Source organism: Nocardioides acrostichi (assembly GCF_015319165.1).
GTDB classification, from domain to species: domain Bacteria; phylum Actinomycetota; class Actinomycetes; order Propionibacteriales; family Nocardioidaceae; genus Nocardioides; species Nocardioides acrostichi.
On record NZ_JADIVZ010000002.1, the window covers coordinates 1 to 26,082 of the forward strand.

Annotated in this window: 29 protein-coding genes; 14 read left to right on the plus strand and 15 right to left on the minus strand. The window is 69.1% G+C overall.

Annotated elements, in window-relative coordinates; all coding sequences use genetic code 11:
* Positions 1–313: transposase (locus tag ISG29_RS04915; RefSeq protein WP_194502297.1), on the minus strand; the 313-nt coding region annotated here is incomplete at its 3' end.
* A 450-nt stretch (positions 314–763) separates the two neighbouring features.
* Between ISG29_RS04915 and ISG29_RS04920 the strand changes: the two genes are divergently transcribed.
* From ISG29_RS04920 to ISG29_RS04935, 4 genes are read left to right on the plus strand one after another with little or no spacing between them, the layout of a single operon-like run.
* Positions 764–2,794: a KAP family P-loop NTPase fold protein gene (locus tag ISG29_RS04920; RefSeq protein WP_194502298.1), complete on the plus strand. Its 2,031-nt coding sequence runs from the start codon at positions 764–766 to the stop codon at positions 2,792–2,794.
* A 14-nt stretch (positions 2,795–2,808) separates the two neighbouring features.
* Positions 2,809–3,498 carry a hypothetical protein gene (locus ISG29_RS04925; RefSeq protein ID WP_194502299.1) on the plus strand — a complete coding sequence of 230 codons (690 nt, stop codon included), beginning with the start codon at positions 2,809–2,811 and terminating at the stop codon, positions 3,496–3,498.
* On the plus strand, positions 3,495–4,784 hold the full coding sequence (locus ISG29_RS04930) for a hypothetical protein (RefSeq protein ID WP_194502300.1): 1,290 nt from the start codon (positions 3,495–3,497) through the stop codon (positions 4,782–4,784). Before ISG29_RS04925 ends, ISG29_RS04930 begins: the two co-directional genes overlap by 4 nt.
* 7 nt (positions 4,785–4,791) lie before the next feature.
* Positions 4,792–5,529: a TatD family hydrolase gene (locus ISG29_RS04935; RefSeq protein WP_194502301.1), complete on the plus strand. Its 738-nt coding sequence runs from the start codon at positions 4,792–4,794 to the stop codon at positions 5,527–5,529.
* A 94-nt stretch (positions 5,530–5,623) separates the two neighbouring features.
* Here ISG29_RS04935 and ISG29_RS04940 read toward each other — a convergent pair whose 3' ends face one another.
* The 7 genes from ISG29_RS04940 to ISG29_RS04970 form a co-directional block, all read right to left on the minus strand.
* A complete protein-coding gene (locus ISG29_RS04940) occupies positions 5,624–5,932 on the minus strand; it encodes a MarR family transcriptional regulator (RefSeq protein WP_207792799.1) in 309 nt (102 codons plus the stop codon).
* A 467-nt stretch (positions 5,933–6,399) separates the two neighbouring features.
* Complete coding sequence (locus ISG29_RS04945) at positions 6,400–7,509, minus strand: protein kinase domain-containing protein (RefSeq protein ID WP_207792800.1); 1,110 nt, start codon at positions 7,507–7,509, stop codon at positions 6,400–6,402.
* A complete protein-coding gene (locus ISG29_RS04950; protein WP_194502302.1) occupies positions 7,506–8,018 on the minus strand; it encodes a hypothetical protein in 513 nt (170 codons plus the stop codon). The genes ISG29_RS04945 and ISG29_RS04950 overlap by 4 nt, the downstream gene beginning before the upstream one ends.
* 504 nt (positions 8,019–8,522) lie before the next feature.
* The gene (locus ISG29_RS04955) at positions 8,523–9,560 is read right to left on the minus strand and encodes an ABC transporter substrate-binding protein (protein WP_194502303.1); all 1,038 of its coding nucleotides are present in this window, start codon (positions 9,558–9,560) and stop codon (positions 8,523–8,525) included.
* Between the two features lie 49 nt (positions 9,561–9,609).
* Positions 9,610–10,500, minus strand: a complete 891-nt coding sequence (locus ISG29_RS04960; RefSeq protein WP_194502304.1) for an ABC transporter ATP-binding protein — start codon at positions 10,498–10,500, stop codon at positions 9,610–9,612.
* A complete protein-coding gene (locus ISG29_RS04965; protein ID WP_194502305.1) occupies positions 10,497–11,483 on the minus strand; it encodes a FecCD family ABC transporter permease in 987 nt (328 codons plus the stop codon). Before ISG29_RS04965 ends, ISG29_RS04960 begins: the two co-directional genes overlap by 4 nt.
* Positions 11,484–11,521: 38 nt before the next feature.
* Positions 11,522–12,613 (minus strand): FecCD family ABC transporter permease, encoded by a 1,092-nt coding sequence (locus ISG29_RS04970; RefSeq protein ID WP_328828028.1) that lies wholly within the window; start codon positions 12,611–12,613, stop codon positions 11,522–11,524.
* A 55-nt stretch (positions 12,614–12,668) separates the two neighbouring features.
* Here ISG29_RS04970 and ISG29_RS04975 point away from each other — a divergent pair, with 55 nt between their 5' ends.
* A complete protein-coding gene (locus ISG29_RS04975) occupies positions 12,669–13,502 on the plus strand; it encodes a siderophore-interacting protein (protein WP_207792801.1) in 834 nt (277 codons plus the stop codon).
* Positions 13,503–13,557: 55 nt separating this feature from the next.
* Here ISG29_RS04975 and ISG29_RS04980 read toward each other — a convergent pair whose 3' ends face one another.
* Both ISG29_RS04980 and ISG29_RS04985 read right to left on the minus strand, forming a co-directional pair.
* Entirely contained in the window at positions 13,558–14,511 is a 954-nt protein-coding gene (locus tag ISG29_RS04980; protein ID WP_194502306.1) for a pirin family protein, read from the minus strand.
* Positions 14,512–14,556: 45 nt separating this feature from the next.
* The gene (locus ISG29_RS04985; RefSeq protein ID WP_194502307.1) at positions 14,557–14,742 is read right to left on the minus strand and encodes a hypothetical protein; all 186 of its coding nucleotides are present in this window, start codon (positions 14,740–14,742) and stop codon (positions 14,557–14,559) included.
* Positions 14,743–14,759: 17 nt separating this feature from the next.
* Here ISG29_RS04985 and ISG29_RS04990 point away from each other — a divergent pair, with 17 nt between their 5' ends.
* The 3 genes from ISG29_RS04990 (at position 14,760) to ISG29_RS05000 (ending at position 17,794) form a co-directional block, all read left to right on the plus strand.
* A complete protein-coding gene (locus ISG29_RS04990) occupies positions 14,760–15,395 on the plus strand; it encodes a C40 family peptidase (protein WP_194502308.1) in 636 nt (211 codons plus the stop codon).
* The gene (locus tag ISG29_RS04995; RefSeq protein WP_194502309.1) at positions 15,395–16,117 is read left to right on the plus strand and encodes a class I SAM-dependent methyltransferase; all 723 of its coding nucleotides are present in this window, start codon (positions 15,395–15,397) and stop codon (positions 16,115–16,117) included. The genes ISG29_RS04990 and ISG29_RS04995 overlap by 1 nt, the downstream gene beginning before the upstream one ends.
* A gap of 447 nt (positions 16,118–16,564) precedes the next feature.
* Complete coding sequence (locus ISG29_RS05000; protein WP_194502310.1) at positions 16,565–17,794, plus strand: D-arabinono-1,4-lactone oxidase; 1,230 nt, start codon at positions 16,565–16,567, stop codon at positions 17,792–17,794.
* Positions 17,795–17,856: 62 nt separating this feature from the next.
* Here ISG29_RS05000 and ISG29_RS05005 read toward each other — a convergent pair whose 3' ends face one another.
* On the minus strand, positions 17,857–18,789 hold the full coding sequence (locus tag ISG29_RS05005; protein WP_194502311.1) for an NAD(P)-binding domain-containing protein: 933 nt from the start codon (positions 18,787–18,789) through the stop codon (positions 17,857–17,859).
* A 92-nt stretch (positions 18,790–18,881) separates the two neighbouring features.
* On the opposite strand from ISG29_RS05005, the gene ISG29_RS05010 reads away from it, so the two are divergent.
* From ISG29_RS05010 to ISG29_RS05025, 4 genes are read left to right on the plus strand one after another with little or no spacing between them, the layout of a single operon-like run.
* Positions 18,882–19,232: an ArsR/SmtB family transcription factor gene (locus tag ISG29_RS05010; protein WP_194502791.1), complete on the plus strand. Its 351-nt coding sequence runs from the start codon at positions 18,882–18,884 to the stop codon at positions 19,230–19,232.
* The gene (gene arsB, locus ISG29_RS05015) at positions 19,229–20,347 is read left to right on the plus strand and encodes an ACR3 family arsenite efflux transporter (RefSeq protein WP_328828034.1); all 1,119 of its coding nucleotides are present in this window, start codon (positions 19,229–19,231) and stop codon (positions 20,345–20,347) included. The genes ISG29_RS05010 and arsB overlap by 4 nt, the downstream gene beginning before the upstream one ends.
* Positions 20,347–20,748: an arsenate reductase ArsC gene (locus ISG29_RS05020; protein ID WP_194502312.1), complete on the plus strand. Its 402-nt coding sequence runs from the start codon at positions 20,347–20,349 to the stop codon at positions 20,746–20,748. Before arsB ends, ISG29_RS05020 begins: the two co-directional genes overlap by 1 nt.
* A gap of 15 nt (positions 20,749–20,763) precedes the next feature.
* The gene (locus ISG29_RS05025) at positions 20,764–21,198 is read left to right on the plus strand and encodes a hypothetical protein (RefSeq protein ID WP_194502313.1); all 435 of its coding nucleotides are present in this window, start codon (positions 20,764–20,766) and stop codon (positions 21,196–21,198) included.
* A 105-nt stretch (positions 21,199–21,303) separates the two neighbouring features.
* Here ISG29_RS05025 and ISG29_RS20675 read toward each other — a convergent pair whose 3' ends face one another.
* Complete coding sequence (locus tag ISG29_RS20675) at positions 21,304–22,011, minus strand: Pr6Pr family membrane protein (protein WP_194502314.1); 708 nt, start codon at positions 22,009–22,011, stop codon at positions 21,304–21,306.
* A gap of 10 nt (positions 22,012–22,021) precedes the next feature.
* Positions 22,022–22,627, minus strand: a complete 606-nt coding sequence (locus ISG29_RS05035; protein WP_194502315.1) for a TetR/AcrR family transcriptional regulator — start codon at positions 22,625–22,627, stop codon at positions 22,022–22,024.
* A 50-nt stretch (positions 22,628–22,677) separates the two neighbouring features.
* On the opposite strand from ISG29_RS05035, the gene ISG29_RS05040 reads away from it, so the two are divergent.
* Together ISG29_RS05040 and ISG29_RS05045 are read left to right on the plus strand one after the other, a co-directional pair.
* Positions 22,678–23,487: a thioesterase family protein gene (locus ISG29_RS05040; RefSeq protein ID WP_194502316.1), complete on the plus strand. Its 810-nt coding sequence runs from the start codon at positions 22,678–22,680 to the stop codon at positions 23,485–23,487.
* Positions 23,488–23,533: 46 nt separating this feature from the next.
* Positions 23,534–24,553 (plus strand): LLM class flavin-dependent oxidoreductase, encoded by a 1,020-nt coding sequence (locus ISG29_RS05045; RefSeq protein ID WP_194502317.1) that lies wholly within the window; start codon positions 23,534–23,536, stop codon positions 24,551–24,553.
* A gap of 44 nt (positions 24,554–24,597) precedes the next feature.
* On the opposite strand, the gene ISG29_RS05050 is transcribed toward ISG29_RS05045, so the two are convergent.
* Both ISG29_RS05050 and ISG29_RS05055 read right to left on the minus strand, forming a co-directional pair.
* The gene (locus ISG29_RS05050; protein ID WP_194502318.1) at positions 24,598–25,458 is read right to left on the minus strand and encodes an amidohydrolase family protein; all 861 of its coding nucleotides are present in this window, start codon (positions 25,456–25,458) and stop codon (positions 24,598–24,600) included.
* On the minus strand, positions 25,455–26,063 hold the full coding sequence (locus ISG29_RS05055) for a TetR/AcrR family transcriptional regulator (RefSeq protein ID WP_194502319.1): 609 nt from the start codon (positions 26,061–26,063) through the stop codon (positions 25,455–25,457). Before ISG29_RS05055 ends, ISG29_RS05050 begins: the two co-directional genes overlap by 4 nt.
* Positions 26,064–26,082 lie beyond the last annotated feature (19 nt).

Below are 26,082 nucleotides of genomic sequence, written 5' to 3' on the forward strand. Positions count from 1 at the left end.
CGGTCGTGAGCTTGGTCGTCTCGACCTCGAGCTCGTTCACACGGGCCTCAAGCCGCCTGATCTTCTGGGCGGGTGTCTCGTCTGCTGGCGGCGATGAGCTGCCCGTCGATGGCTTGGACTGCAACGGGCTGGAGGTCAACGTCCCGTCGGCAGCGGTCTTCTTGCCGGTCCCGTACACCTCGAGCCAGTGCCTCAACGTGCCGCGCACGATGCCGAGATCCTCGGCTATGCCGCGGACAGTGGCACCAGGGGTGGACTCATACAAGTCGACGGCCTGACGACGGAACTCCTCGGAATAGTTCTTCCTGGCCATGATTCCTGAATCATCTCGCTTCCCCAGCACGTGCTGGATTCAGCGTGTCCAAGAACCGGGGTCAGGCCCCCGGGTCCCGAGTCTCATGAGCCCAAACTGTCAGCAGGTTCGGATAGCGACCCCGTGCTCACATGCGAGGGCTGTCGGGCTCACACATGTCGGTCCTGTTGCTGACGTCGTTGCAGGACCACCTTCGATGTGGAGCGACTCGGGCGCGGACCAACGGCAGTCTCGTAGTCGTCCGAGTTCGGCACTCGACATGGGCACAACTCGACCTGATGTCCGACCTGTCCAACTCTTCCGACGTCTCGTGCACTGTCGGACCCGACCTCTATCCTCCGGCACAGGCGAATCGTCAGGGGGTCAGCACGGGTGAGAGCGCGCCCCTGAGCGACATTGACAGCGAGCGTGCGCGCATCGGGGCGGCGGGCGTCGAGAGGAACTTGCGGCATGTATAGCGACAACGAGACCGACGTCGACCTCTTAGGCTTCGAGGACGAGGTTCACAACATTGTCGACCTCGTGACCGATCCAACTGTCCTTCCGGTGACCGCTGGCATCCTGGCGGACTGGGGTGCCGGTAAGTCCAGCCTGTTGAAGATGGTCGCGAAGGAACTCCGTTCCCGTGATGTCGTGGTCGTCGAATTCAGCCCGTGGCGGATCGAGACATACGACGACGCCAAGACTGCTTTTCTTTCTGCAGTCGTTGAGCAGGTCGCGGATCATCTGCCTGACGAGCCCGAGACCCCTCTTGCTCGGCGTGCAGCGGAGACACTGTCGATGTTGCGCCGCCGGGTGAAGTGGATGCGCGTGGCGGGACTGGCCGCCAAACACATCGTCACGCTGTCCGCGCCGACACTCGACGAGTTGGACGGTCTCCTCAAGGACGACAAGGACGCCGGGAACCAGCCGAGCAGCGAGTCGGTATCTCGGGACTTCCGAAGCGAGTTCGAGGAACTCGTCGCCGGTCTCGAAGGGCAACTTGTGGTCGTCCTTGTCGACGACCTCGATCGTTCCATGCCGGAGCAGGTGCCCGAGATCTTGCAAGCGATCCGTCTCTTCTTGTCGGTGTCCGGGACTGCGTTCGTCCTTGCGACGGACGAGCGCGTGGTGCGGGACGCCATCCGTATCCGGTACCCGCATGCTGCGCTGGCGAGCGAGACCAACCTCCCGTCGGAGTATCTGGAGAAGATCGTGCAGGTGCCGGTCCGCATTCCGCCGGTTGGCCCGGCTGAGGCTGAGAGTTATCTCAACCTGCTTGTTGCTCAGCGACACCTGTCTGAAGAGCACATGGTTGCGTGCCTGGCCAAAGCCAAGGAGATCCGGGCTAGTGGCAGCGTGAGTGTTTCGATGAACCTCGGGCTTGCTCGCGAGGCCGTCGGCGGCGACGTGGGCGATGCGGCTGAGCGCGAGTTCGCGCTCATGGGTCGAGTGTCACGACTGCTCGCTGTGGGGCTCAAGGGCAACCCACGCCAGTTGAAGCGGTACCTGAACGCGATGGAGATGCGGTGGAGTACAGCGCTCCGCCGTCGGCTCGACCTCGATCGCGGAGTCGTCGCCAAACTCATGGTTCTCGAATACGCCGAACCGGCCCGGTACAAGGAACTGCATCGGTGGGTTACGGAGGCGCCCGAGGCCAGCAAGGTGCTGGGCGGACTGGAAGCCAAGTCGCGTCGCATGCTCGGCATCACCGAACTCGCCCTCGACCATGATAGCGGGGTGACCTCGTCGACTCCTACTGCCGAGGCCGAGTCGACCAGCCGCGGTGACGACGACGGTGCGGTCGCTGCTCGGAAGTCCGGACAACGAACCCCTGAACGGCTACACAGTGTTCCGAGGGGCGACACGGCGACCACCGGCGAGAAGGATTCGGGTGCGAGCCGTTCTCGATCGCGCCAGCCCGCGCGACAGGAGGAGCCCGCCATGCCTGCAGGTGCAGCGCGGTGGCTGGAGTCGAAATGGGAGGTGGACTGGCTCGCCCTTGATCCGCCACTCGCAGGCATCGACCTCGGTCCGTACTTCGAACTCGGTCGTGCTGGACTGCCTTCCGTCGCGGTGCGCGCACGTGCCCTGCCCGAGCGTTTGCAGCAACTTCTTCAGATGATGGCTTCGAACGACTCTAACGTTCGTGACACGGCGGCAGAGAAGGCCGACGCACTCGACGCAGCCGAGGCGTCCCTCCTCGCCGACGCGGCGCTCGATCGGCTGCCGTCAGAGAAACTGCCCGGCAACCTGATCCTGTCCTTAGCGACGGTGGCAGGTAACCACGCCTCGCTTGCACCTGGTCTGCTGCTCGCGATCAGGGGCGTCCCGTTCGACGGACTCACCGTCGGTGTACCCCTCGGTTTCGCGCGACGGCTCAAAGGTGCCGCCACGGATACTGCCGTCGACGAGGTGCTGCGAATGTGGGCGCAGCAGTCGGTCAACACGAGCGTCGCACGGACGGCGCAGCAGGAACTCGACCGCCGGGCGAAGCAGTAGGGGAACGCGACGGCATGGGAACCTCTAGCGATCACTCCGGCGGTGTTGGTGCCGCCTGGCAGAAGGCCCGAAAGTCCGGGCGGGACTGGGCCAACGCGGGCGGCGGATCCGGTCCCGGGCTGGTGAAACTCGTGGCTGACGCTGCCGCCGCACTAGCGGGCTACGAGGGCACATCAGCGGCCCGAGCCGCAGCCCCCGGACTCGCTCGAATCGGTGGGCTCGCAGCCGGACCGCCGGACCAAAACCTCAACGATGCGTTCCGTCGAGAGGGCCTCGACGACCTCGTCGGGCGCCCGCTGGAAGAAGTACACGCAGCACTCGTCGACTACATCGCCGGAGACCCCGAAGACCGCGACGCAGACCTTGTCCGCTCCGCCGCCGACGAAGCCGTCACCGAGGTACTCGAATCAGCAGACGATCTCGACAACATCGTCATCGACCAAGCCACCGCAGAACGCATGATGCAGCGCTACCTCACCGAATGGCTCACCCGACTCATCACACGCGAACTATCCACCGCAATCACCGACCCGAACCCCCACGAAGCAGAACGGCGCAGCAGCGAGATACGCGAATACGTCACCGAACGACTCGCCAACGTGATCGCTGACCGAGCGATCACATCAATCGACTGGGCCGGGCCAGACGGAGCCCGCGAGGCCCGACAAATCCTTGACGGCGCACGAGAGGTCTTCGCTGAGTGAACACGACTGCCGCCGACAACCCAACACAGCACCACCTATCCATCAGCAGCCCAGTCATCGACAAGGGCCACGTCAAGTACACCTTGGACGGCACGAGCCACCAGGCAAGCGCCAAAATCAAGACCCTCACCGCCGGACTTCCGTCCGTTGACACACCGGCCGTCGAACTCTTCCTCGCCGCGACCGCCGCATGGCTTGCCGACCGCTCCATCCCACGAAACGGCCAACCCGACCGGTGGAAGCGCCACATCAACATCGCGTTCCCCGTCACCAACCCCACGACATGGCCCAGCGCGCAGACCGAACGACTTCTGCGGTTCCTCAGCAACGACCATTGGACAGTCACGCCGTACCAGGCCACACAGCAACCCACGCTCAGCCCGTCCCAACTCCCACTGATTGCCCTAGAAGCCGACGCCGTAGACCTGTTCTCAGGCGGACTCGACTCCTACGCCTTCGCCGCAGCCAACCCCGAGAACAACAGGCTCGCGGTCGGACACTGGGACATGGGACCCCTCAAAGGGCTGCAAGAGCGACTCCATGATGACCTAGGACGTTCCCCGGACCGGCTCCGGTGGTTCCACGTCGCGGTCAAGGAGAGCACCGAGGACACCAGCAGGACACGAGGGTTCCTCTTCGCAGCCGCCGCCGTCGCGGTCGCAGCAACGCTGCGAGCACCGACAGTCACCATCCCGGAGAACGGATTCGTCGCCCTCAACGTCCCCCTCACCGCCTCCCGCACCGGCGCACTGTCGACGCGCAGCACTCACCCCCACACCCTGACCCTGATCGGGAATGTCATCCAGGCGCTCGGGATCGACGTACAACTCGACAACCCGTGGCTCTACTCCACCAAGGGCGACATCACGCGCGCGGCACTCACTCAACTCGGTGGGATCGCCGCCACCGTGTCCTGTTCACACCCAACTGAGCGATGGCGAGGGGACGCCACCTACAGCAACTGCGGCTACTGCTACCCATGCCTGGTGCGGCGCTCCGGTATCGAGGCAGCCACGGGCGGAACCGACCCGACGACTTACAAGTTCGACCCACGCACAGACGTCGACATCACCAACCCAAAAACTGACCGTCGAGCCGACATCTACGCTGTCATCGCGCGCCTTGCTAGCGACCCCCATCCCAGGGATCTCGTCCGCACGGCCCCTCTTCCTCCCGACGTCGACCGAGAACGACTACAAGACATGCGCGAACGCTCACACCGAGAACTCCGCACCATGCTCGACAACGGCATGACCGCCCAAGTCCGTCGAAACCTCGGGCTCTGACCGCCGCATGACCCTGATCGACACCCACGCACATCTCGATGCAGCAGGCGGCATCCCAGCCCTCGACGACGACCGGGCCACTCCTGGCGACGACCTGAACAGGATCGTCGCCGTCACCAATCTGCCCCGACACTACGAACGCCTCCACGGCCTCCAACACCCGAGAGTCCAATGGGCGCTCGGTCTCCACCCAGGCCAACCCCACCCCTCGGAAGTCGTGACACAGTTCCTCGACCTTCTCCCGACCTGTGCCGTCGTCGGAGAAGTCGGCCTCGACGGCACAGTCACCGGACCAAACGCTGTCCCGCTCCACAGGCAGCGCGACGAACTCGACCAGATCCTCACTCACCCAGAAACAGCCAAACGGCTCGTCTCCCTACACAGCCGCCGCGCAGTCAAGGAAACAATCGACCACCTTCGACGCGCACTCATTCCCGGAGCCGTCCTCCACTGGTTCACAGGGACCGCGAAGCAAGCACAGGCCGCCGCAGACCACGGCGCGTACTTCTCGGTCAACGCCCGCATGACCCGCAAGAGCGAACTACTAGCCGCGATCCCACGAGACCGAGTGCTGCTAGAAACCGACGCCCCTTACACCGGCAAAGCCAGCCGACCGGGCGACCTGAACGCCGTGATCAACGGGCTCGCCGACGCCTGGAACGTCACCACCACAGCCGCCGAAGACACGATCATCACCAACCAAGACAGTCTGCTCGCAGCCCTGCAGGTCCGCCCGTTCGAATAGCAGGCGTGAACGCGCCGACCACTGTCGGTGGCCTCCGGTAGACCTGAGTCGGAGGCTTGTTGAGATGAAACCACGCGAGGAGACAGGGTCAGGGTCAGTCGGCGCGCGCCGACGACTGGAGGGATGCGACCAGTTCCAGTGCGAACCGCCAAGCCGAACTGTCGATCCGCTGGTAGTACGTCCGACCCGCGTCAGATGGCAAGCGAACAAGCAGTCCAGCGTCGACCAAGTCACGGAGCGGAGCCTGCACGGCGCTCTGAGAGCGGTATCCGAGGTCGGCCGTCAGATCTCCCGGGTTTACCAATCCGTCCGACTCAGCGATCCAAGCCATGACGGCGAGACGATGAACTTGCCCGAAGACAGTCTTGGAGAGGCGCTCCAAGGGCGTGTTCGGCAGACTCACAGCGACAGGCTACCTGTAATGCGGTATGCGTTACATGGTTCGTGTAATGCTGTGAGTATGGGGCAGGTCGAGCATTCGGACAAGCGGCAGAGGGTGCTCTCTGACGCTGACTCGGTGCTGCTGTCAGGACTCGGAGCGGCCGTAGCAGAGTCGGTCCAACGTGGGGAGTCCCAGGGAGTACCTCGACAACCTTGGTTCCTGCAGATACTCGTCGAGCAACTCATCGCCGCCTTACCGGACGGGTCTCGAAGTGTTCGGGCGATCGCCACTTTTCGCGATCCGCGACGAGGTGTCACTAGCAGGTCGATGCGGGACGCCGCAGACCGACTCCTGTCAGCCGGGTTCCTCTCACCCTGTGTGAGTGGGCGGGAGGCACTCTGGACCATTCCAGCGGATCAACAAGCACGAGCGGCTGGGTCATGGCCCATCGCAACCGTGGGCGAACGGCGAGCCATCGCGGTCGCCGCTCACCGCGCGTTGGCGGTGTCCGACGCGTGGTTAAAAACGCGCGCAACCGCGGTGGAGCCCAGGTCGTCAACCTCGACGTCGTCCTGAGTCCGCCGCCAACCCGACTTGGTCGACGCGAGCGATGAGACCCGGAACAGTTTCTTCCTCGGCATCCAGGTGGCCTCCACGGCGACCCGCTTGGAAGAGTGCACGAACGGGGCCTCCCACCTGTTCTCACTGATCTGCTCCCAGTCCACGGCGACCACCCTGGACAACGCCTGATCCATCTCGTGGGCGCTCTGATACCGCCGCGCCGGATCCCGATGCGTCGCCTTGGTGTAGACGCGACGCATTGACCGGGAAGCCCAGATCGGGAGAGAGAGATCGGCCGCGCGAAGAGGTGAGCGGCCCGCACTCATCCGTTCCAGCACAAACGTCGTGGTGTAGTCCGCGTACGGGAATGGACCACCTAGGAGTTCTCGAAGAATCAAACCGACCGAGTAGACATCACTGGCTCGGGTCAGCGTCGACGTCGCCGTGAACTCTGGACTGCTGTACAACGTCGGGTTCTTCAACGCCAGGACCTCGCCGTTGTCGTCGAATCGTCCACACAAGCCGAGGTCAGCCAAACGCGCCACATGGTCCGGGCACAGCAGCACGTTCCCGCTCTTCACATCGCGATGACAGATGCCATGAACCTCGTGAACCTCGGACAGGCCACGCAGCGTCGCCTGTGTGATCGCAACCGCCGTTCGCGCAGTGAACTTCTCCCCCCGCAGCAACGCGTCGGTGATCGACCCCCGCTCGAAGTACGGCGTGATGACCTCGACGACCCTCATGGGTTGCGGGTACCCGGAGACCTCGGCAGCCGCGACGACCGGCACCACGTTGTTGTGACGGATCGATTGCAGCGTGGCGGGCTCGGGAAGAACGTCGTCACCCTCCATCGCTGACATGTCGATCCGCTTACCGACCCGCTCGCAACCCAAGAGCGGATCCGACCACACGTGGACCTCGTTGATGCCCTCAGGAAGACTGCGCAAGCACTCGAACGGCAGCGTCAAGACGCGCTCGTCGACCCGACCTTCCGGCGGCGGCACCGCCTCCAAAGGGTACGTGTCCGCGCTCACGCGGGTTCCGCCTCGTCGTCATCGCTCGCTGCGGCCGGATCACCAAGGACATGCAGACCCACCGCTGCGGCCTCGGACAGCCCGGTCGTCCAGTACATCGGATTCTTCGCCAGCCCCACCCTCGACGCCTCGAACACCTGCAGCATGCTCGCCTGCAAGTTCAACGTCTTCGCGATATCGCCCGTCTTCTGGGTGGAGAACGGCACACCCAAAGCGCGGGACGCATCCATCACCGCACAGATCTTCACCACCCGGGAGTACGCGTCGGCGTACTTCCACTGCGCGTACTGCCGAGTCTCAACGACGTCGACCCGAGACACGCCCAGCGGTGCCAAGAACTGTCGAATCCGATCCCGGAGATCGGAAAAACGGTCCGCATCTCCCAGGCTTCCATTCGCCTCAAACCGATTGCTCGCGACAACAGTCGGCGTCGCTTCCCCGTCGGCAGCCCAATCAAGCACCACAACGAACAGGAAGCCTGCCTTAACATTGACTCCCGCAACACGCACGCATACACGGTGTCACACACAGACGGCGCGGACCGGTAACTCGGCCTGAGGCGTCGGACAGTCCTAGGACCGGCTCAGGACGCTCAAGGAAGGCGAGATCTGCCTGTGGACAGACGACGCGGGTTGTCACTACTGACACCTGATGTCGCGGCCACTGACAGATTCGTGTCGGCTCACAACTGAGCCGCCGACGAGTTGCCGACGCTCGCCGATTTCCGGACGAAGCGCAGAATTCTCGGGGCAAGGTTGAAGCGCCCCAGGCTCTCGGCCGTTCCTATACGGGGTGCGGCTCTCGGTTGAGATTCGCGTAAGGTCCAAAGCAGAGACAAGGGCTTTGACGCTTCCTCTCTGCCGAGCCCGAGCTAGTGGGCGACACCGCTGCGACCGCGCGACGGACTACTCCCGGCCACGACGTCGGGGTCGGGCGAGAACAGACAGACGCCCGCACCCGTGTGGCGCGGGTGCGGGCGTCTGGGTCGGGTGACCGACGAGTCAGGCCTCTACTCAGGCGACGTCCTTGGCGTCGTCGATGAGGTCGGCGAGCTTCTCCATCTGCTTGGCCTGCGAGGTGTAGTCCATCGCGGCGCCGTTCCAGGAGTAGACCTGACCGGCCTTGAGGGCGGGGTCGTCGGCGAAGGTGGGCTGCTTGGCGAGCTGCTTGGCCTGGTAGCCCTCGACGTTCGCCAAGATCACGTCGCCGGACATCATCTTCGCGGCGTTCTCCCAGCTGTAGATGTCCCAGTAGTAGTCGCCGCCCGGGTTGAGGTCGGTGTAGTTCACCCCGAAGCCGGCGTACATCTGGGTCTCCGGCTCGTCGGCGATCTTGACGACGTAGAGCCCGTCGGCGTCGGCGTAGAGCTGGGTGACCTCGATGTCCGGGTGCTCCTTGGCGGCCTCGCCGAGCTCCTGGGCGGCCTCCTCGAACTCCGCCTTGTCGTCGGCCACGTCGTCCTTGTCGGCGCCCAGCGACTCCGCGAGGGCCGTGGTGCTCTCGACGACGTCGAGCCCCTCGCCACCGATCTTGATCGCGCCGACCGGGGCGATCTTCTCCAGCTGCTTTTGCTGCTCGGCATCGGCCACGCCGTAGTAGGGGCCCGAAGTGTCGAGGGTGCCCTTGCGGTCGGTCGGGTAGATGCCGGTGACGATGAGCTGCGGGGACGCCGCCGCGAGGGCCTCGAGGTCGATCTCGCCGTAGGAGTTGCCCACGATGGCGACGCCCGAGAGGTCGTAGTCGGCAAAGCGCGGGTCGGAGGCGACGTCGACGCGGCCGAAGATGGCCACGGGCTTGATGCCGTAGCTGAGCAGCGCCAGCGCCTGGTCGGCGTAGGCGGCCACTCGGGTCGGCTGGCTGTCCAGCTCGATCGCGTTGCCGGTGTCGTCGGTCCAGCTCCAAGGGCCGGCACTGGCGCTGGACGTGGCGCTGGCGTCGGAGGCCGAGTCGTCGTCGCTGGAGCTGGCGGCACCGCAGGCGGTGAGCGCGGCGGTGGCCACGATGGCGGAGAGGGCTGCCGTGAGAGCACGGCGCGGGGATCGGATCTTCACGACAGTAAGATTAGCCTTACCTAACTACCTCTGTCACGCCGGGGCCTGCTCAGACGGGCTCGTGGGGGACGACGAGCGGCCGCCCGGTGTGCGGATCCGGGATCACCGAGGCGTCGAGGTCGAAGGCCGTCTGCAAGACATCGGGCGTCAGCACCTCCCACGGTGCGCCGTCCGCGACGATGCCTCCACGGTGCTCCCCGGAGCCCAGCACGAGCAGCCGGTCGGAGAATCGCGCGGCCAGGGTCAAGTCGTGCAGCACCATGACCACGGTGGTGCCCCGCTCGCGATTGATCCGGCGCACGATGCGCAGAACCTCCAGCTGGTGAGTGAGGTCCAAGAACGTGGTCGGCTCGTCGAGCAGCACGGTCGGTGCCTGCTGGGCCAGCACCAACGCGATCCAGGCCCGCTGCAACTGTCCGCCGGACAGTTCGGCGGCATCGCGGTCGGCCAGGTCGCCCATGCCGGTGGCGGCCAGCGCGTCGTCGACGGCGGCAGCGTCGGCCGACGTCCACGGGCGCAGCATCGACTGGTGCGGATGCCGGCCCCGCGCCACCAGGTCACGCACCCGGGTCGCCTGGGGGGTCAGCGGCTTCTGCGGCAACACGGCCAGCTGGCGCGCCACCTGGCGTCCGGACTGGCCCCGGATCGGCGACCCGTGCAGCAGCACCTGGCCGGCCGTCGGTGACAGCAGCCGCGCGAACGCCTTGAGCAAGGTCGACTTGCCGCTGCCGTTGGCGCCGATCATCGTCGTCACCGTGCCGGCCTCGACCTTCAGGTCGAGATCGCGCAGCACCTCGTGGCCGTCGTAGCCGATGCTCAGCGAACGCGCCTCGAGGGCGGGCACTCCCGGCTCCTGGGCCTCGGGTGCACGCGCTCCGTCCTGGGGAGCGTCGGCAGCGGGGCCGCTCGAGCTGGGAGCAGGGGTCGAGGTGGGCATCATGCGGTGGTCCTCTCGCGAGAGTTGCGACGGGTCAGGAGCCAGATGAGGTAGGGCGCGCCGACGATCGCGGTGACGATGCCGACGGGCACCGACCAGGGGAGCAGGGTGCGGCCGACGATGTCCCCACCGGTCACCACCGCGGCTCCGATCAGGCCGGAGGCGAGCAGGGGTGGGCGAGCGGTGGCCGCGAGCCGGCGTGCCACCTGCGGTGCGAGGAAGGCGACGAACTCGATCGGTCCGCTCGCGGAGACGGCGACCGCGGTGAGCACCACGGCGCACACGATGACGATGAGCCGGTGCCGCTGCACAGCGACGCCGAGGCCGACCGACACGTCGTCGCCGAGCTGGGTCAGGTCCAGGGCCCGGGTCTGTGTCAGCGCGAGGGGCAGCATCACCGTGAGCGAGACGAGCACGGGCCACACGCTGATCCACGAGACGCCCGAGAGACTGCCCACGAGCCACTGCTGCGCCGCCGCGGCCTGCGTGAGCTGGGCGCGCACGATGAGGTACTGGGTGATGCCGGTCAGCGAGGCCGTGACCCCGATGCCGACGAGGATCAGCCGGTAGCTGTCGACCCCGCTGCGCCAGGAGAGTCCGTAGACGACGATCGCCGTCACCAACCCCCCGATGACGGCGATGGCCGGCAGGCCGACCCCGAGCATCCCCGACCCGACCGCGTAGGTGCCTCCGCCGATCACGATGGCCGCCACGGCGCCGGCGGCCGCGCCCGAGGTGACGCCGAGGATGTCGGGAGTGGCCAGCGGGTTGCGCGAGAACGACTGCGTCAGCGCGCCGGCGACACCCAGACTCGCACCCACGAGCAGGCCCACCGCGACGCGGGGCAGGCGCAGCTCGAAGACGATGAAGCGCTGGCCGGCGTCGCCCCCGATGAAGAGGGTGTGCAAGACGTCGCCCACCGAGAGTCCGGAGGAGCCGGCGAGGATGCCGATCACCAGCAGGACGGCGACGAGCGCACCCGTCATCGTGGTAACCGCGAGCAGACGCGGCTGCCAGAGGCCGTTCACAGCTGCGCCATCCGGCCACGCCGCACGATCGTGACGAACACGCCGCCTCCCAACACCGAGAGCACCACGCCCACCGAGACCTCGCCCATGCCGCCGATGAGTCGCCCCACGACGTCGCAGCCGAGCAGCACGATCGCCCCGACCAGGGCCGAGGCGGGCAGCAGTCGGGCATGGGAGCCGCCGACCAGGGAGCGGGCCACGTGGGGTGCCGTCAGCCCGACGAAGCCGATGGGTCCGGTGATCGCGACGGCACTGGCGGTCAGCAGCGTGATCGCGCCCAGGCCCACGAGCCGAGCGCGCACCAGGTTCTCGCCCAGTCCGGTGGCCAACTCGGCTCCCAGGGCCAAGGTGTCGAGGGAGCGCGCATTGAGCACGGCGAGCACGGCGCCGGCCGCGGCGATGGCCAGTGCCGGGCCGATGCCGCTCAACGTGCGTCCCGACAGCGAGCCGACCACCCAGATCCGGTAGCCGGCCAGCGTCGCCTCGTCGGTCAGCACCAGGAACGAGGTGACCGCGCCCAGCAGGGCGGAGACCGCCATGCCCGCGATCGCCAGTGGCACCGGGCTGGCCAGACCACGGCCGAGCGCGGCCACGCCGAAGACCACGAGGCTCGCGACGACGGCGCCGACGAAGGCGAGCCACAAGATCGCCAACACCGAGGTGACGTCGGCGAGGTAGATGCCGAGCACGACGGCCAGGCTGGCGCCGGCCGACACCCCGAAGAGTCCAGGATCGGCCAGGGGGTTGCGCGTCTGGCCCTGCATCACTGCACCCGCGACCCCGAGGCACGCGCCGACCACCAGGCCGAGCACGGTGCGGGGGACGCGAGACCCCCACACGATCGCACCGGGATCATCGGAGCGGTCCACCAGCGCGGTGAGAACCTGGCCCAGTGAGACGTGGTTGCTGCCCAGCACCAGGCTCGCCATGACGACCACGACCAGGGCCGCGGGCAGCCCGATCAGCGCGCCGGTCAGGCGCAGGCGCCGCCCTGGCGCCGGGCTGGCGAGCGCCGCAGCGCAGTGGCTGTCGGCCCCGGCGGAGGCCCCCGGGGAGACCCCGCGAGTGAGGACTGGAGGAGTGCGCACGCGACCATCCTACGAACTTAGGTAAGGTTAACCTATGTCGACCTATCCTCGCACCATGCCCACCGAGCCTCAGATGTTCACCGCGCAGGTGCGAGCCACCCGCCGGCTCTCGCCGACCTTCCAGCGAGTCACGGTGGCCGGACCCGACCTCGCGAGCTTCGATCACCAAGGTCTCGACCACTGGTTCCGGCTGTTCCTGCCCCCGGAGCCGGGAGCGGCGCTGGTCCTGCCCGAGGTGGAGGGCCGCACCTGGTGGCAGCCCTACCTCGACCTGCCCGACGAGGTGCGCCCGCACTGCAGCAACTACACCGTCGCCGGGTACCGCTCGGCCTCGCACGGCCCGGACGGAGCCTTCGACGCCGAGCTCGACATCGACGTCGTGCTGCACCACGACCACGCGGGGCAGCTCTGCGGAGGGGTGGCGATCTGGGCGACGACCGCCCAGATCGGGAGTCCGATGGGTCTGCTGGACCAGGGGGTGCTCTTCGACCCGCCCTCGGACGCCGACGAGGTGGTGCTGGTCTCGGACGAATCCGGGATCCCCGCCCTGCGCGGCATCGTCCACGACCTGCCCGCCGACACGCGCGGCCGCGTGGTGATCGAGGTGCCGCACGCAGACGACATCGAGACCTGGATCGCGCCTCCGGGGCTGGACCTGGCGTGGTGCGTGCGTGCGGTCGAGGAGCGCCGGCCGGGCAGGCTCGCCCTGAGCACCCTCAGGGAGGGTCCGGCACCCTCGCCCCTCGCCTACGGCTTCGTGATCGGCGAGTCCACCCTCGCCACCGCCGGACGACGCTGGTTGGTCGGGGCAGGGCTGGCCAAGGACCGCATCCTCTTCTCCGGCTTCTACAAGGTCGAGCCGCAGGAGCGACCGAGCACCGCCGCCTGAGCGCTCACCGGCTCGGACTCGTCGACGCCGGACCCGGTTGCGAGGGATCCTGGCCTCAGCCGGCAGCGGGGATCTGCCCGAACCGGCCCCGCTGGAAGTCGGTGTACGCATCCATGACCTCGGCCTTGGTGTTCATCACGAACGGACCGGCCCAGGCGACCGGCTCGCGCAGGGGACGGCCGCCGGCCACGATGACCTCGAGCTTCGGTGAGCGCGACTCCTGCGCGGTGTCGGCGGCGACGGTGAGGTAGTCGCCGGCACCCATCACGACGGCCTGGCCGGTGTGGACCGGTCGTCCCTCGACGCCGACCGTGCCGGAGCCTGCGAGCACATAGAGCAGTGCGTTGGAATCGACGTCCCACGGCAGGTCCAGTCGGCCACCCGGCTCGACGCTGGCGTGCACGAGCGTCATCGGGGTGTGGGTGGTGCCGGGGCCGTCGTGGCCGCCGACCGAACCGGCGATCACGCGTACCAGGGCGCCGGCGTCCGCACTCGCCAACAGCTGCACCTCGCCGGAGCGCAGATCCTGGTAGCGCGGAGTCACCAGCTTGTCGGCGCGTGGCAGGTTCACCCAGAGCTGGATGCCGTGGAACAGTCCGCCCGAGGTCACCAGCCACTGCGGTGGTGCCTCGATGTGCAGCAGCCCGGAGCCGGCCGTCATCCATTGGGTGTCGCCGTTGGTGATGGTGCCGCCACCGCCGTGGGAGTCCTGGTGGTCGAAGGTGCCGTCGATGATGTAGGTGACGGTCTCGAAGCCGCGGTGCGGGTGCCACGGCGTGCCCTTGGGCTCGCCGGGCGCGTACTCCACCTCGCCCATCTGGTCCATCATGATGAACGGGTCGAGGTCACGCAGGTCGATCCCAGCGAAGGCACGCCGGACGGGGAAGCCCTCGCCCTCGTAGCCGCTCGGGGCGGTGGTCACCTGGCGCACCGCGCGCGGCTGGTCACCCAGACCGGGGCCCGCGAGGCGGGGCAGTGTGCTGAGGTCGTCGACGGTGATGGCTGGCATGCCGGGGCAACGATAGTTGAAGAATCAATATTCCTCGGCGCGGGTTCAGGTCGCGGCGTCGCGTTCGTCAAGGCCCTGAGCCTCGGCGACCCGCGCGTGCAGCTTGTCGCGCACCTGCTCAGGCGTCATCCGACTGCGGCGGCGCTGGTCGCGCGCCACGACCACTCCGCCGGCGGCCACACCCGCCACGCCGGCCAGGCCGAGCAGCTTCCAGACTCGGGACGCGTTCATTGGCAGACTCCTTCTTCGTGAGCGACACCCAACCCGGCCACGGCGCCGCCACGCGCCTGACCCTCGACCAGGCGGTCGAACTGACCCGCACTGGCGACCTCTGGCTCTTCCGCGGTCGGTCCACCGCCGACCACGCTATCCGGATGCTCACCAACGCACCGGTGAACCACGTCGGCATGGCGGTCGTGATCGACGACCTGCCGCCGCTGATGTGGCACGCCGAGCTGGGCAAGGGCCTGCGCGACGTGTGGACCGGCAAGCACCAGCGAGGAGTGCAGCTGCACGACCTGCGCGAGGCGGTCGAGCAGTGGTGCGGACGCTACGAGCAGCGCGCGTGGTTGCGGCAGCTCGACGGCAACCTCACGCCGGCCATGGAGGACGCCACGCTCCAGACCATCGCCCGGCTCGACGGCACGCCCTTTCCGCAGACCGCCCAACTGGTGGGGCGCTGGGCGCGTGGTCGGGTGCGTCGCCAGGCCGGCGCCGAGCTTACCTACTGCGCCGAGGTCGTCGCCGCCACGTACCAGGCGATGGGCCTGCTCGACCCCGACAAGCCGACCAACTACTACGACCCGGGCCGGTTCTGGTCGGGCGATCATCTCGAGCTCGAGCGACGGATGACGCTCGGCGACGAGATCCCCGTGGTCGTCTGATGCGACCACCCGACGCCGTCTTCGCCGACCCACGCCAGGCCGCGCTCTACGACTGGTTCGACGACGACCGCTCCGACCTCGACCACTACGTGGCGATCGTCGACGAGCTGGGGGCGAGCACCGTCGTCGACATCGGGTGCGGCACCGGCAGCCTTGCGGTGCTGCTCGCCGAGCAGGGGGTGCGGGTGATCGGGGTGGATCCCGCGGGCGCCTCGCTCGACGTCGCCCGCGCCAAGCCGGGCGCCGGCCGTGTGACGTGGGTGCACGGTGACGCGACCGCACTGGCCGGGCATGCGGCGTGCGTCGACCTGGCCGTGATGACCGGCAACGTCGCGCAGGTGTTCGTCGACGACGCGGACTGGCACGCCACGCTGGGCGCCGTGCGAGCCGTGCTCGAGCCCGGTGGCTGGTTCGTGTTCGAGACCCGACGCCCCCAGGCGCGCGCGTGGGAGGGATGGCAGATCACACCCACACGGCTGCCGCTGCCGGACGGACGCACGGCCACGGTCGAGCGCACGGTCACCGATGTGGCGCTCCCATTGGTCACCTTCACCGGGTCGATGACGGTGGAGGGCGAGGTGCTGAGGTCGACCTCGACCTTGAGGTTCCGAGATCTGGAGGAGATCCGCCGCGACCTCGCCGAGCACGGGCTGAGGGTCACCGACGTGCGCGAGGCACCGGATCGGCCCGGCCTGGAGTACGTGGTGCTCGCCCGAGTCTGACGATCGCCGGGTCAGCGCAGGGGCATGCCTCGTGGTGACCGGTACGGCTGCGAGCCGAGACCCGAACCGGCGCGGAGGCGCCCGTCGACTCGTGGTGGGTGCGTTGCATATCGCCGAGGCCGTCCATGCCGCCGAGAGTCAGGCGGCCGGGCTCCTCGTCACCTCAGGAAGAGCGCCCAGACCAGGGCGGCGCCGATGACGAACAGGAGCACGAGCGCCAAGAAGGGGTGCCGGCGCGACCACAACTGCTTGGTGAAGACCTGCGGCGCCTCGGGCCCACCTCGACGGAGGTTTGCGCCGGCGGACTCACCGCGCAGTTAGGCCTGCATTGCGTTGGCCTGGGCACCGTTCTGATCGAGCATGACGCCTCCACGAGCAGAGTCCCGTGATTTCACCTTGCGAGCTCGTCGACGTCGACGGCGTTCGTCACGGACGTAGGTTGGCACCGTGCGCGAGCTGAACTGGGCCGGTCACCACGCCTATGCCCACACGCGCCTACGTCGTCCGCGAGACGAGAGCGACCTGGCGGAGACCCTCGCCGGTGCCTCGCACGTGCGGGCGGTTGGCAGTCGGCACTCCTTCAACACCATCTGTGACACCGAGGATCTGCTCCTCGACGTCACCGGACTCGCACGCCCGCCGGTCGTTGACGCCGGCCGTGGCGTCGTGCGCGTCAGCGCCGGCACCCGGTTCGGCGACGTCGCCCGTGCCGTCCACGAGGCCGGTTTCGCGCTGCCCAACCTCGGCTCGCTGCCGCACATCTCGGTCGTGGGCGCCGCCAGTACCGGCACCCACGGGTCCGGGTCGGCGCACCGGGTGCTCGCGGCCGGCGTCTCGCGAGTACGGCTGATGAGCGCCGACGGTGCGGCGCACGAGCTGACCCGCGACCACCCCGACTTCGCCGGGGCGGTGCTCGCGCTGGGCGCCGCGGGCATCGTGCTCGACGTCGACCTCGACCTGGTGCCCACCTACACCCTGCGTCAGACCCGGCGCCTGACCACGTGGGACGACACCCGGGCGCGCGTGCGCGAGGTGCTCGACGACGGCTACAGCGTCAGTGTGTTCACCCGCTTCTCCGACGAGCAGCCCACCGAGGTGCAGCGCAAGGCCGCGCCGAGCCCGGACGCCGAGCCCTCACCGCCCAGCGTGCTGCTCGGCGACGAGCCCCACCTGACGCCCATCGACGAGGACCGGCCCTGGCTGGAGGTGCTGCCGCACTTCCGGGTCGACCACCGGCCCAGCTTCGGCGAGGAGATCCAGTCGGAGTATTTCGTGCCCGCCGAGCGCACCGACGAGGCGGTGGCCGCGCTCACCGACCTCGCGCCGGTGCTCGACGCCCACCTCATCGTCGCCGAGCTGCGCAGCCTGGCGCCCGACGACCTGTGGCTCTCGCCGAGCGGCGGCGTGGCCACGACCTGTCTGCACTTCACCTGGCACCGGCGCCCCGCGGAGGTCGCGACGATGGACGCCCAGCTCGGCGCCGCCTTGGCGTCGCTCGGGGGTCGGCCGCACTGGGGCAAGACCTTCGACCCCTCGGCGTTCGACTTCGGCGCCCTCTACCCACGGCGCGACGACGCCCGCCGGCTCTACGACCGACTCGACCCGGACGGCGTCTTTCGCAACCCGTTCGTCGACGCCGCGCTGGGCATCGGGTCGGGCGGGTCGTCCGGGCTCTGAGCCGACGCCCGTTCCTCGGCGCCCGCGGCGGGCACGCCGACGCGCCGGCCGGCGGTGAACTGTCAACCTCCGGGCGCAGGATCCGGTTGCCGACCCTCCGCCCTGCGCGCCGCCACCAGTCGACCCAGCAGATGGATCTCGGTGCCGGCGAGTCCGACGGAGCAGTAGACGCGGCGACCACCGACGGGTGGCACCACGCGACCGGCCACGACATCGGCGAGGGGGGCCTGGTCGAGGCCGGCGGCCAACGCGGGCGGGTCGTAGGCCGCGAGCTGGGTCGGGGAGTCGGTGACGGCGAAGGCGGCGTCGAAGACCAGGTCGCGGGCGAACTCCGCACGGCCCTCCTGCTTGGGGCCCACCGTGGTGACCACGACGTCGTCGTCTAGCCAGTCGGTCTCGACCACGGGCGTGCCGCTGCTGGTGGCCAGCACGACGGCGTCTGCCGTGGTGACGGCCTCGCGCGCCGAGCCGACGGCCACTGCGCGGAGGCCGAGCTCGCACCAGATCCGGTCCGCGAGCGCGGTGCGCCGAGCGGGATCACGGGAGAACACGCGCACCTCGGCGGGCTGGACGAAGCCGCTGATCGCCCACACCTGCGCCCAGGCCTGGCGTCCGGTGCCGATCACGGCGAGCGTGCGCAGCGCACCGTCGGTGAGGGCGCGCATGGCGACCCCACCCAGGGCGCCGGTGCGCCGCGCCCCCAGCTCGGACCCGATCGCGACCGCCGCGACGCCCCCGGTGCGCGCATCGTGGAGGACGACCGTCTGCTCGCTCCCGGGAAGTCCGAGAGTGTCGTAGGCCCGGTAGCCGTACCACTCCCCGCCGCTCGCGCCGAGGGTGAAGACGAGGTCGCCCGCGCCGAGGGTCGACCGCACCCGCGCCGGGGAGACGAGAGCGCCGTGAGCGTGCCGGAGCAGCGCCTCGGTAGTCCAGGCGAGGGCCTCGGCGGGAGTGAGCAGTCGGCGCACGTCGTCGTCGTCGAGCAGCAGCGTCATGACGACACGGTGCGACCTCGAGCGCGGTCGAGGTCAAGGGCGGAGCCGACTTGGCGACACACATCGACATAGGTCAATATCGACCCGTGTCGATGCCCGAGGACGCCCTCGCCTGCTGCGCTCCGCTGGTCACCGAGCCGATGAGCACCGAGCAGGCCGCCCAGGTCGCACGCCTGCTCAAGGTGCTCGGCGACCCCGTCCGCGTGCGTCTGCTCTCGATGGTGCTCGCCGGCGAGGGCCGCGAGGCCTGCGCCTGCGACCTGCTCCCCGCCTTCGAGCTCTCCCAGCCGACCATCAGCCACCACCTCAAGGTGCTGCACGAGGCGGGCCTCCTCGACCGCGAGAAGCGTGGCGTCTGGGTCTACTGGCGTGCCCGCCCCGAGGCGCTCGAAGCTCTGGCTCGCTTGTTCAGCGACGTCCTGGCCCCGGGAGTCACCGCATGACCGACACGTCAAGCGCACGCACGCAGCCCGAGGAGGCCGCCGTGCTGCAGCGGCTCTCGACGCTCGACCGGTTCCTGCCGGTCTGGATCATCGCGGCCATGGTGATCGGCCTCGCCCTGGGCCGCCTCGTGCCCGGTCTGGACGACGCCCTCTCTGCCGTCGAGATCGGCTCGGTGTCGCTGCCGATCGCCGTGGGTCTGCTCGTGATGATGTATCCGGTGCTGGCCAAGGTGCGCTACGACGAGCTCGGCCACGTCACCGCCGATCGACGGCTGCTGGTCGGCTCGATCGTGCTCAACTGGCTGGTCGGCCCCGCGGTCATGTTCGCGCTCGCGTGGCTGCTGCTGCCCGACCTGCCGGCCTACCGCACGGGCCTGATCATCGTCGGACTCGCCCGGTGCATCGCCATGGTGCTGATCTGGAACGACCTCGCCTGCGGTGACCGCGAGGCGGCCGCGATCCTCGTGGCGATCAACTCGGTGTTCCAGATCGTCGCGTTCGCGTTCCTCGGCTGGTTCTACCTCTCGGTGCTGCCCGGCTGGCTGGGCCTGGGAGGTGGCTCAGCCGACGGCGAATCCCTGGACATCTCGACCTGGCAGATCGCGAAGTCGGTGCTGGTCTTCCTCGGCATCCCGCTGGTGGCCGGGTTCCTCACCCGGACCCTCGGCGAGCGCTCCTGGGGTCGGGAGCGGTACGAGTCGCAGGTGCTGCCGCGCATCGGCCCGGCCGCGCTCTACGGACTGCTGTTCACCATCGTCGTGCTGTTCGCGCTCCAGGGCGACACCATCACCAGCAAGCCGCTCGACGTCGCCCGCATCGCCCTGCCGTTGCTGGCGTACTTCGCGGTCATGTTCGCCTGCGGATTCGGCCTGGGCCGCGCGCTGGGTCTGGGGTACGCGCGCACCACGACGCTCGCCTTCACCGCCGCCGGCAACAACTTCGAGCTGGCCATCGCGGTCGCCATCGGCGTGTTCGGCGTCGCCTCGGGCCAAGCGCTGGCCGGCGTGGTCGGTCCGCTGATCGAGGTGCCGGTTCTCGTCGGACTGGTCTATGTCTCCCTCTGGGTGAAGAGGGCCGCTTACGATCTACCACGAACCCATGGGGGGGTTGAGTGATGAGTGTTCCCGAGATCCTGTTCGTCTGTGTGCACAACCAGGGGCGTTCGCAGATGGCCGCCGGGCTGATGCGTCACTACGGGCGCGACCGGGTGCTGGTGAAGTCGGCCGGTTCCGCCCCTGCCGACTCGATCAACCCGGTCGTCGTCGAGGCGATGGACGAGCTGGGCATCGACATCTCGGCCGAGCTGCCCAAGAAGCTGCTCGACGCAGCGGTCGAGGCCTCCGACGTCGTCGTCACCATGGGCTGCGGCGACGCCTGCCCGTTGTACCCGGGCAAGCGCTACGAGGACTGGAAGCTCGCCGACCCCTCGGGCGAGGGCATCGAGGCGGTGCGCGTCATCCGCGACGAGATCGACCTCAAGGTGCAGACGCTCCTCAGTGAGCTCCTGGGTGGCTGACGTGGCCGTGGTCGAGTGACGGGCTGGGACAGCACGGCCGACGAGTTGGCGCGCGAGGCTCAGGGCACCCACGGTTGGAGTGACGCCGAGCTGGTCGAACGCGGGCTGGCCGTGTTGCGCCGCAACTCGTTCGACCCCGGCTTCGAGCGCTCGCTCGCCGATGCCGAGAGCGAGCTCGCCGCGCTCGGCCCCGATGCCTCGGATGGCGATCGCGCGGTCGTGGTGATCCGGTTCCTCCCCGCCTTCTACGGCCCCGGGGCGAGCTACTCCCTCGGGCAGGGTCTCGTCGAGGCTGGGGAGCCGTCAGCCCTCGAGCGGCCTCCCGCGAGCTCGCGGTCGCCACTCACGCCGGCTTCGGCGCGGGCCTGGTGGCGGCGTCCGTGGGTGATCGTGCTCGGCACCTGGCTGGTGCTCGTCGTCGTCTCGGTGCTGTGGGTGCTGGTGTGCTGAAGCTGCGGAGGTCGGACCCGAGAAGGCCCGCGGAAGTCCGCGCGACCGCCCCCGGGCTGGTCGGCTACGCCCAGCTGCCGGCGCCCGGTGGGCCGGTGCCCGACCTCAGCGGCGGCTGAGAACCCGCAGCGCCAGCCATTCCGCGAACCACAGCACCACGGCCACCACCAGCCCCACCACCAGCACGGCACCGATCGCGGCGAACACGGCGGCGTACCCGTGCTCGGAGACGTTGACGAAGCCGTAGGGGTAGGAGCCGATCACCGCACCGCGCGCGAGCATCCAGCCGACCCACACCAGCGGCACCGCCAGGGCCGCCGGCACCAGCCGCAGCGTCACCTGCCCGCGCGGCCCCCAGCCGAGCCACACGACCACGGTGAGCGCTGGCGTGACGACGTGCAGCCACGGGTCGGTCAGGTACGACCAACCCTCCAGGTCGACCGCCGGCGCCAACACGACCCGATACACCACCGCGGTCACCACGATCATCATCAACCCGTCGAGTCGCAGCACCCGCTCGAGCAGGTCGCCGCGTCGTCGTAGGCGCAACAGCGTGAGCGAGAGGGCCACCACGATGTTGGACCAGATCGTGAAGTAGCTCAGCGAATCGGTGAGCCGCGCGAGCAGGCCGTGCAGGCCGTCACCGGTGTCGCCGTAGAGACCGGGTTCCGCGGCGCCACCGCCGTAGGCGTTCGCCGCGGAGAGCACCAGGGTGACCACCACGCCGCCCCACGCCACCGCCTCGTTGAGCCCCCAAGCGAGGCCGGTGCCCCGGGGTCTGCTCGCGGACGCGGGGTGCACACGGTCGGCCACGGCGCCCACCCTAGGACGACCGGGTCGACGCGGCGAGGGGCTCGACGAGCACGAGCTCGACGACGCCCGCCAGATCGCGGAGCACGTCGGACGACGGCGAGCCGTGCCCGGCGAGATGCAGCACCGCGATGCCGTGGGTCGCCGTCCACAACCTCCAGGCCAGCGGTGCCGCCGATCCGGCGGGGCGGCGCGGCCGGTGCGCGTCGAGCCAGGCGCGAGCGGCGGTGACCCAGCAACGGCGGAAGGACTCGCGCTCGACCTCCTGCAGGGCCTGGTCGCGCACGAGCCCCGTCGGGGAGCCGAACATCACCTCGAAGAGCCGCGGGTTGGCGACAGCGAAGCGGAGGTAGCCGGCCGTGAGGGCGTGCAGGTGCTCGTCGGTGCCGAGAGTCGGATCCAAGGCATCCACCTGCGCGGTGAGGTTCTCGAACGCGAGATCGTGCACGGCGCGCAGCACCTCGGGTTTCGCCCCCACGCGGCTGTAGACCACCTGGTAGCTGGTGCCGAGCTCGGCGGCGAGCCTGCGCATGGTCACGGCGTCGGCGCCCTCGGCCACGAGCACGCCGCGTGCGACCTCGATCACCTGCTCGCGGGTTGTCTCGGAGCCACGCGCCATGCCTATGATGCTGTCATATGACATCGTCATATACGAGGAGGGGAGCAGCCATGACCACACCGACGCCGGTGTCCTTCGCCGACGCGATCGCCCTCGAGCTCGACGGCGACGACCTCGTCGGCCACGTCGCCGAGGGCTGGGACGTCTTCGGCATCCCGCACGGCGGCTACCTGCTCGCGTTGGCCGGCAACGCCGTGCTGACGGCGTCGGGGGCGCCCGACCTGTTCACGATCACCACGCACTACCTGCGCAAGGCGAGCTACGCGCCGATCCGGTTCCGGGTCGAGCGGGTCGGCGGCAGCCGCCGGTTCACCACCGTGACGGCGACCGCGACGCAGGGCGACGACGTCGTCCTCTCGATCATGGCCTCGGTCGGCGACCGGTCGAGCATCGAGGGACCGGCCTGGCGGCACGCCGAGCCGTGGGACGCCGGCGCCGCGACGTTGAGTCCGCGCGCGGGCACGCCCGAGATGGAAGCGGGCGGCATGCCGACGCCGGGCGTCGCGCACCGCTCCGGTGAGCGCATCGACCGCGCCAGTCTCGGGTTCGCGACGGGAGCACCCGACGGCAGTGCCGAGATCCGGGCCGTCACCGACCTGCTGCCGGCCGACCAACTCGGCGCCCTCGTCGCATGCGACGTCACGCCCCCGGCGGTCTGGAACGCCGTCGGTGCCACCGGGTGGGTGCCCACGGTCGAGCTCACCGCTCACGTGCGCGCCCGCACGGGCATCGGGCCCCTGGCCGTCGTGGCGAGCACGCACCACGTCGAGGGTGGGTTCCTCGACGAGGACGCCCTGGTGCACGACTCCGAGGGCCGACTCATCGTGCAGTCGCGGCAGCTGGCCCGCTACACCGCCTGACGACGCCGTGCGGGAACATACAAGATTCAACTATTGTTGACCGGTCATGAAGAACATCGGCTTCCTCTCCTTCGGGCACTGGACCGACTCGCCGCACTCGGCGACGCGGTCGGCGCGCGACGTGTTGCACCAGTCCATCGACCTCGCCGTGGCCGCCGAGGAGCTCGGCGCCGACGGTGCCTACTTCAGGGTGCACCACTTCGCGAACCAGCTGGCCTCGCCGTTCCCCCTGCTGGCCGCGGTCGGCGCGCGCACCAGCCGCATCGAGATCGGCACCGGCGTCATCGACATGCGCTACGAGAACCCGCTCTACATGGCCGAGGACGCCGGCGCCGCCGACCTGATCTCCGACGGCCGGCTCCAGCTCGGCATCAGCCGCGGGTCACCGGAGCAGGTGATCGAGGGCTACCGGTACTTCGGCTACGCCCCGGCCGAGGGCGAGGACCATGCCGACCTGGCGCGCCGGCACACCGCCGTGCTGCTCGACGTCTTGAAGGGTGAGGGCTTCGCCCAGCCCAACCCGCGCCCGATGTTCCCGAACCCGCCCGGGCTGTTGCGCCTCGAGCCGCACTCTCCCGGTCTGCGCGATCGCATCTGGTGGGGCGCCGGCACCCGGGCCACCGCGGAGTGGACCGCAGAGCAGGGCATGAACCTGATGAGCTCGACCCTGCTCACCGAAGACACCGGCGCGCCCTTCCATCAGCTCCAGGCCGAGCAGATCGCGATGTTCCACAAGGCCTGGGAGTCGGCCGGACACGAGCGCACCCCGCGCACGTCGGTGAGTCGCAGCATCTTCCCGCTCGTCGACGACCGCGACCGCGCGTACTTCGGTGCCGACCGGGCCAGCCGCGACCAGGTGGGCCACATCGACGGAGGCATCGCCCGGTTCGGCAAGTCCTACGCCGGCGAGCCCGACGCCCTGGTCGAGGCGCTCGCGAAGGACGAGGCCATCGCCGCCGCCGACACCCTGCTGCTCACCGTGCCCAACCAGCTCGGCGTCGACTACAACGCGCACGTCATCGAGTCGATCCTGACCCACGTCGCCCCGGCCCTGGGCTGGCGCTGACGCGCCGAGCTCGCGTCACGAGGCCGCGTGGGTGCGGGCGGGCGTCACAGCGAGAACACCCGCCGCGCGTTCCCTGCGAGGAAGAGGGCCAGCGCGTCGTCGTCGAGCCCTAGGCCCTGCACTCCCTCGAGTGCGTGCGCAGGGGTGATCATCGGATAGTTGGTGCCGAACAACACCTTCGTCCGTCCGCGTCCGCGAAGGTACTGGACCAGCTCGGCCGGGTACCTCGACGCGGCGTAGGCACTGGTGTCGATGTAGACGTTCGGGTGCTTGTCGGCCACGGCGATCATCTCGGTGGCCCAGGGGTAGCCGATGTGACCGCAGACGATGCGAAGGTCCGGGAAGTCGAGAGCGATCTGGTCGATGTAGGGGATCGGACGCCCGGTCTCACTGGGTCGCAGTGGCCCCGTGTGTCCCACCTGGGTGCAGAACGGGACGCCGAGCTCGACGCATTCGGCGTAGAGCGGGTAGAAGAGGGCGTGCGTGGGCGGGAGATCCCAGAGCCAGGGCACCACGCGGAGTCCGACGAATCCCTGGTCGCGGACGCGGTGTCGCAGCTGGCGCACCGCGTGCGTCGGTCGGCGCAGGTCGACTGCCGCGAGACCGCGGTAGCGATCCGGCGCCTGCTCGACCCACGCCGCGACCTCGTCGTTGGAGATGAGCGCGCCCTCCCGAGGGCCGTGCCAGGCCGAGAGCAGACCGAGGGCCACGCCGGCCTCGTCGAGAAGACCGGTCGTCGCGGCGAGCGGGAGCTCTTGCGTGAGCGCAGGCTGGTGGGTCCAGCGACGCAGGGAGTCGAACATCTCGTGCTGGGAGAACCGCGGAGTGGGGTGCTGCATCCAGACGTCGATCGTCGTCGGGCCGGTCGTCGGGTCGGTCGTCGGGTCGGTCGTCGGGTCGGTCATCGGTTCTCCTCGGTCATCGTCGGGGCCGCTGCGAGCAGGCCGGCCCAGGCGGCAGCAGCGAGGGGGGCCGTCAGGGACGTGGGGGTGGGGGAGTCGGGTCGCGACAGCCAGACGCGGACCACCTCACGCGCTGGTGCGAAGACGATCGCGTGGGCCACCTGGGGCGTAAGGGCGGGGAGTTGATCACGCTCGGCGGCGGCGGCGAGCCAGACGCTCGTGCGTGCCAGGTAGTGGTCGTTGAGGCCGCGGAGATCCCCGGCCCGACGACCAGCGCGGAGCCGGCCGCCGTACTCGGTCAGCAGCATGCAGGCCGATCGGTTGCGCTCGCTCCACGACAGCTGGGCCGCGACGGTCTTCGCCACGGCGGCTCGGGCGTCGTCGAGGTGGTCGTCGAGTGCCGCCAGCAGGTGCTCCTGCAGGTCGCTGGCGGCTCGGAACAGCAGCGCATCGAGCACCCCCTCCTTCGAACCGAAGTGGTGGTAGATGCTTCCGTTGCTGACGCCGGAACGCTCGGACAAGGCGGCGATGCTCGCCGACTCGAAGCCGACCTCGGCGAACAGCCTCTCGGCGGCGCGGTGGACGCAGGACTGCGCATCACGTGCCATCGGCCTGCTCCTCTCGCGG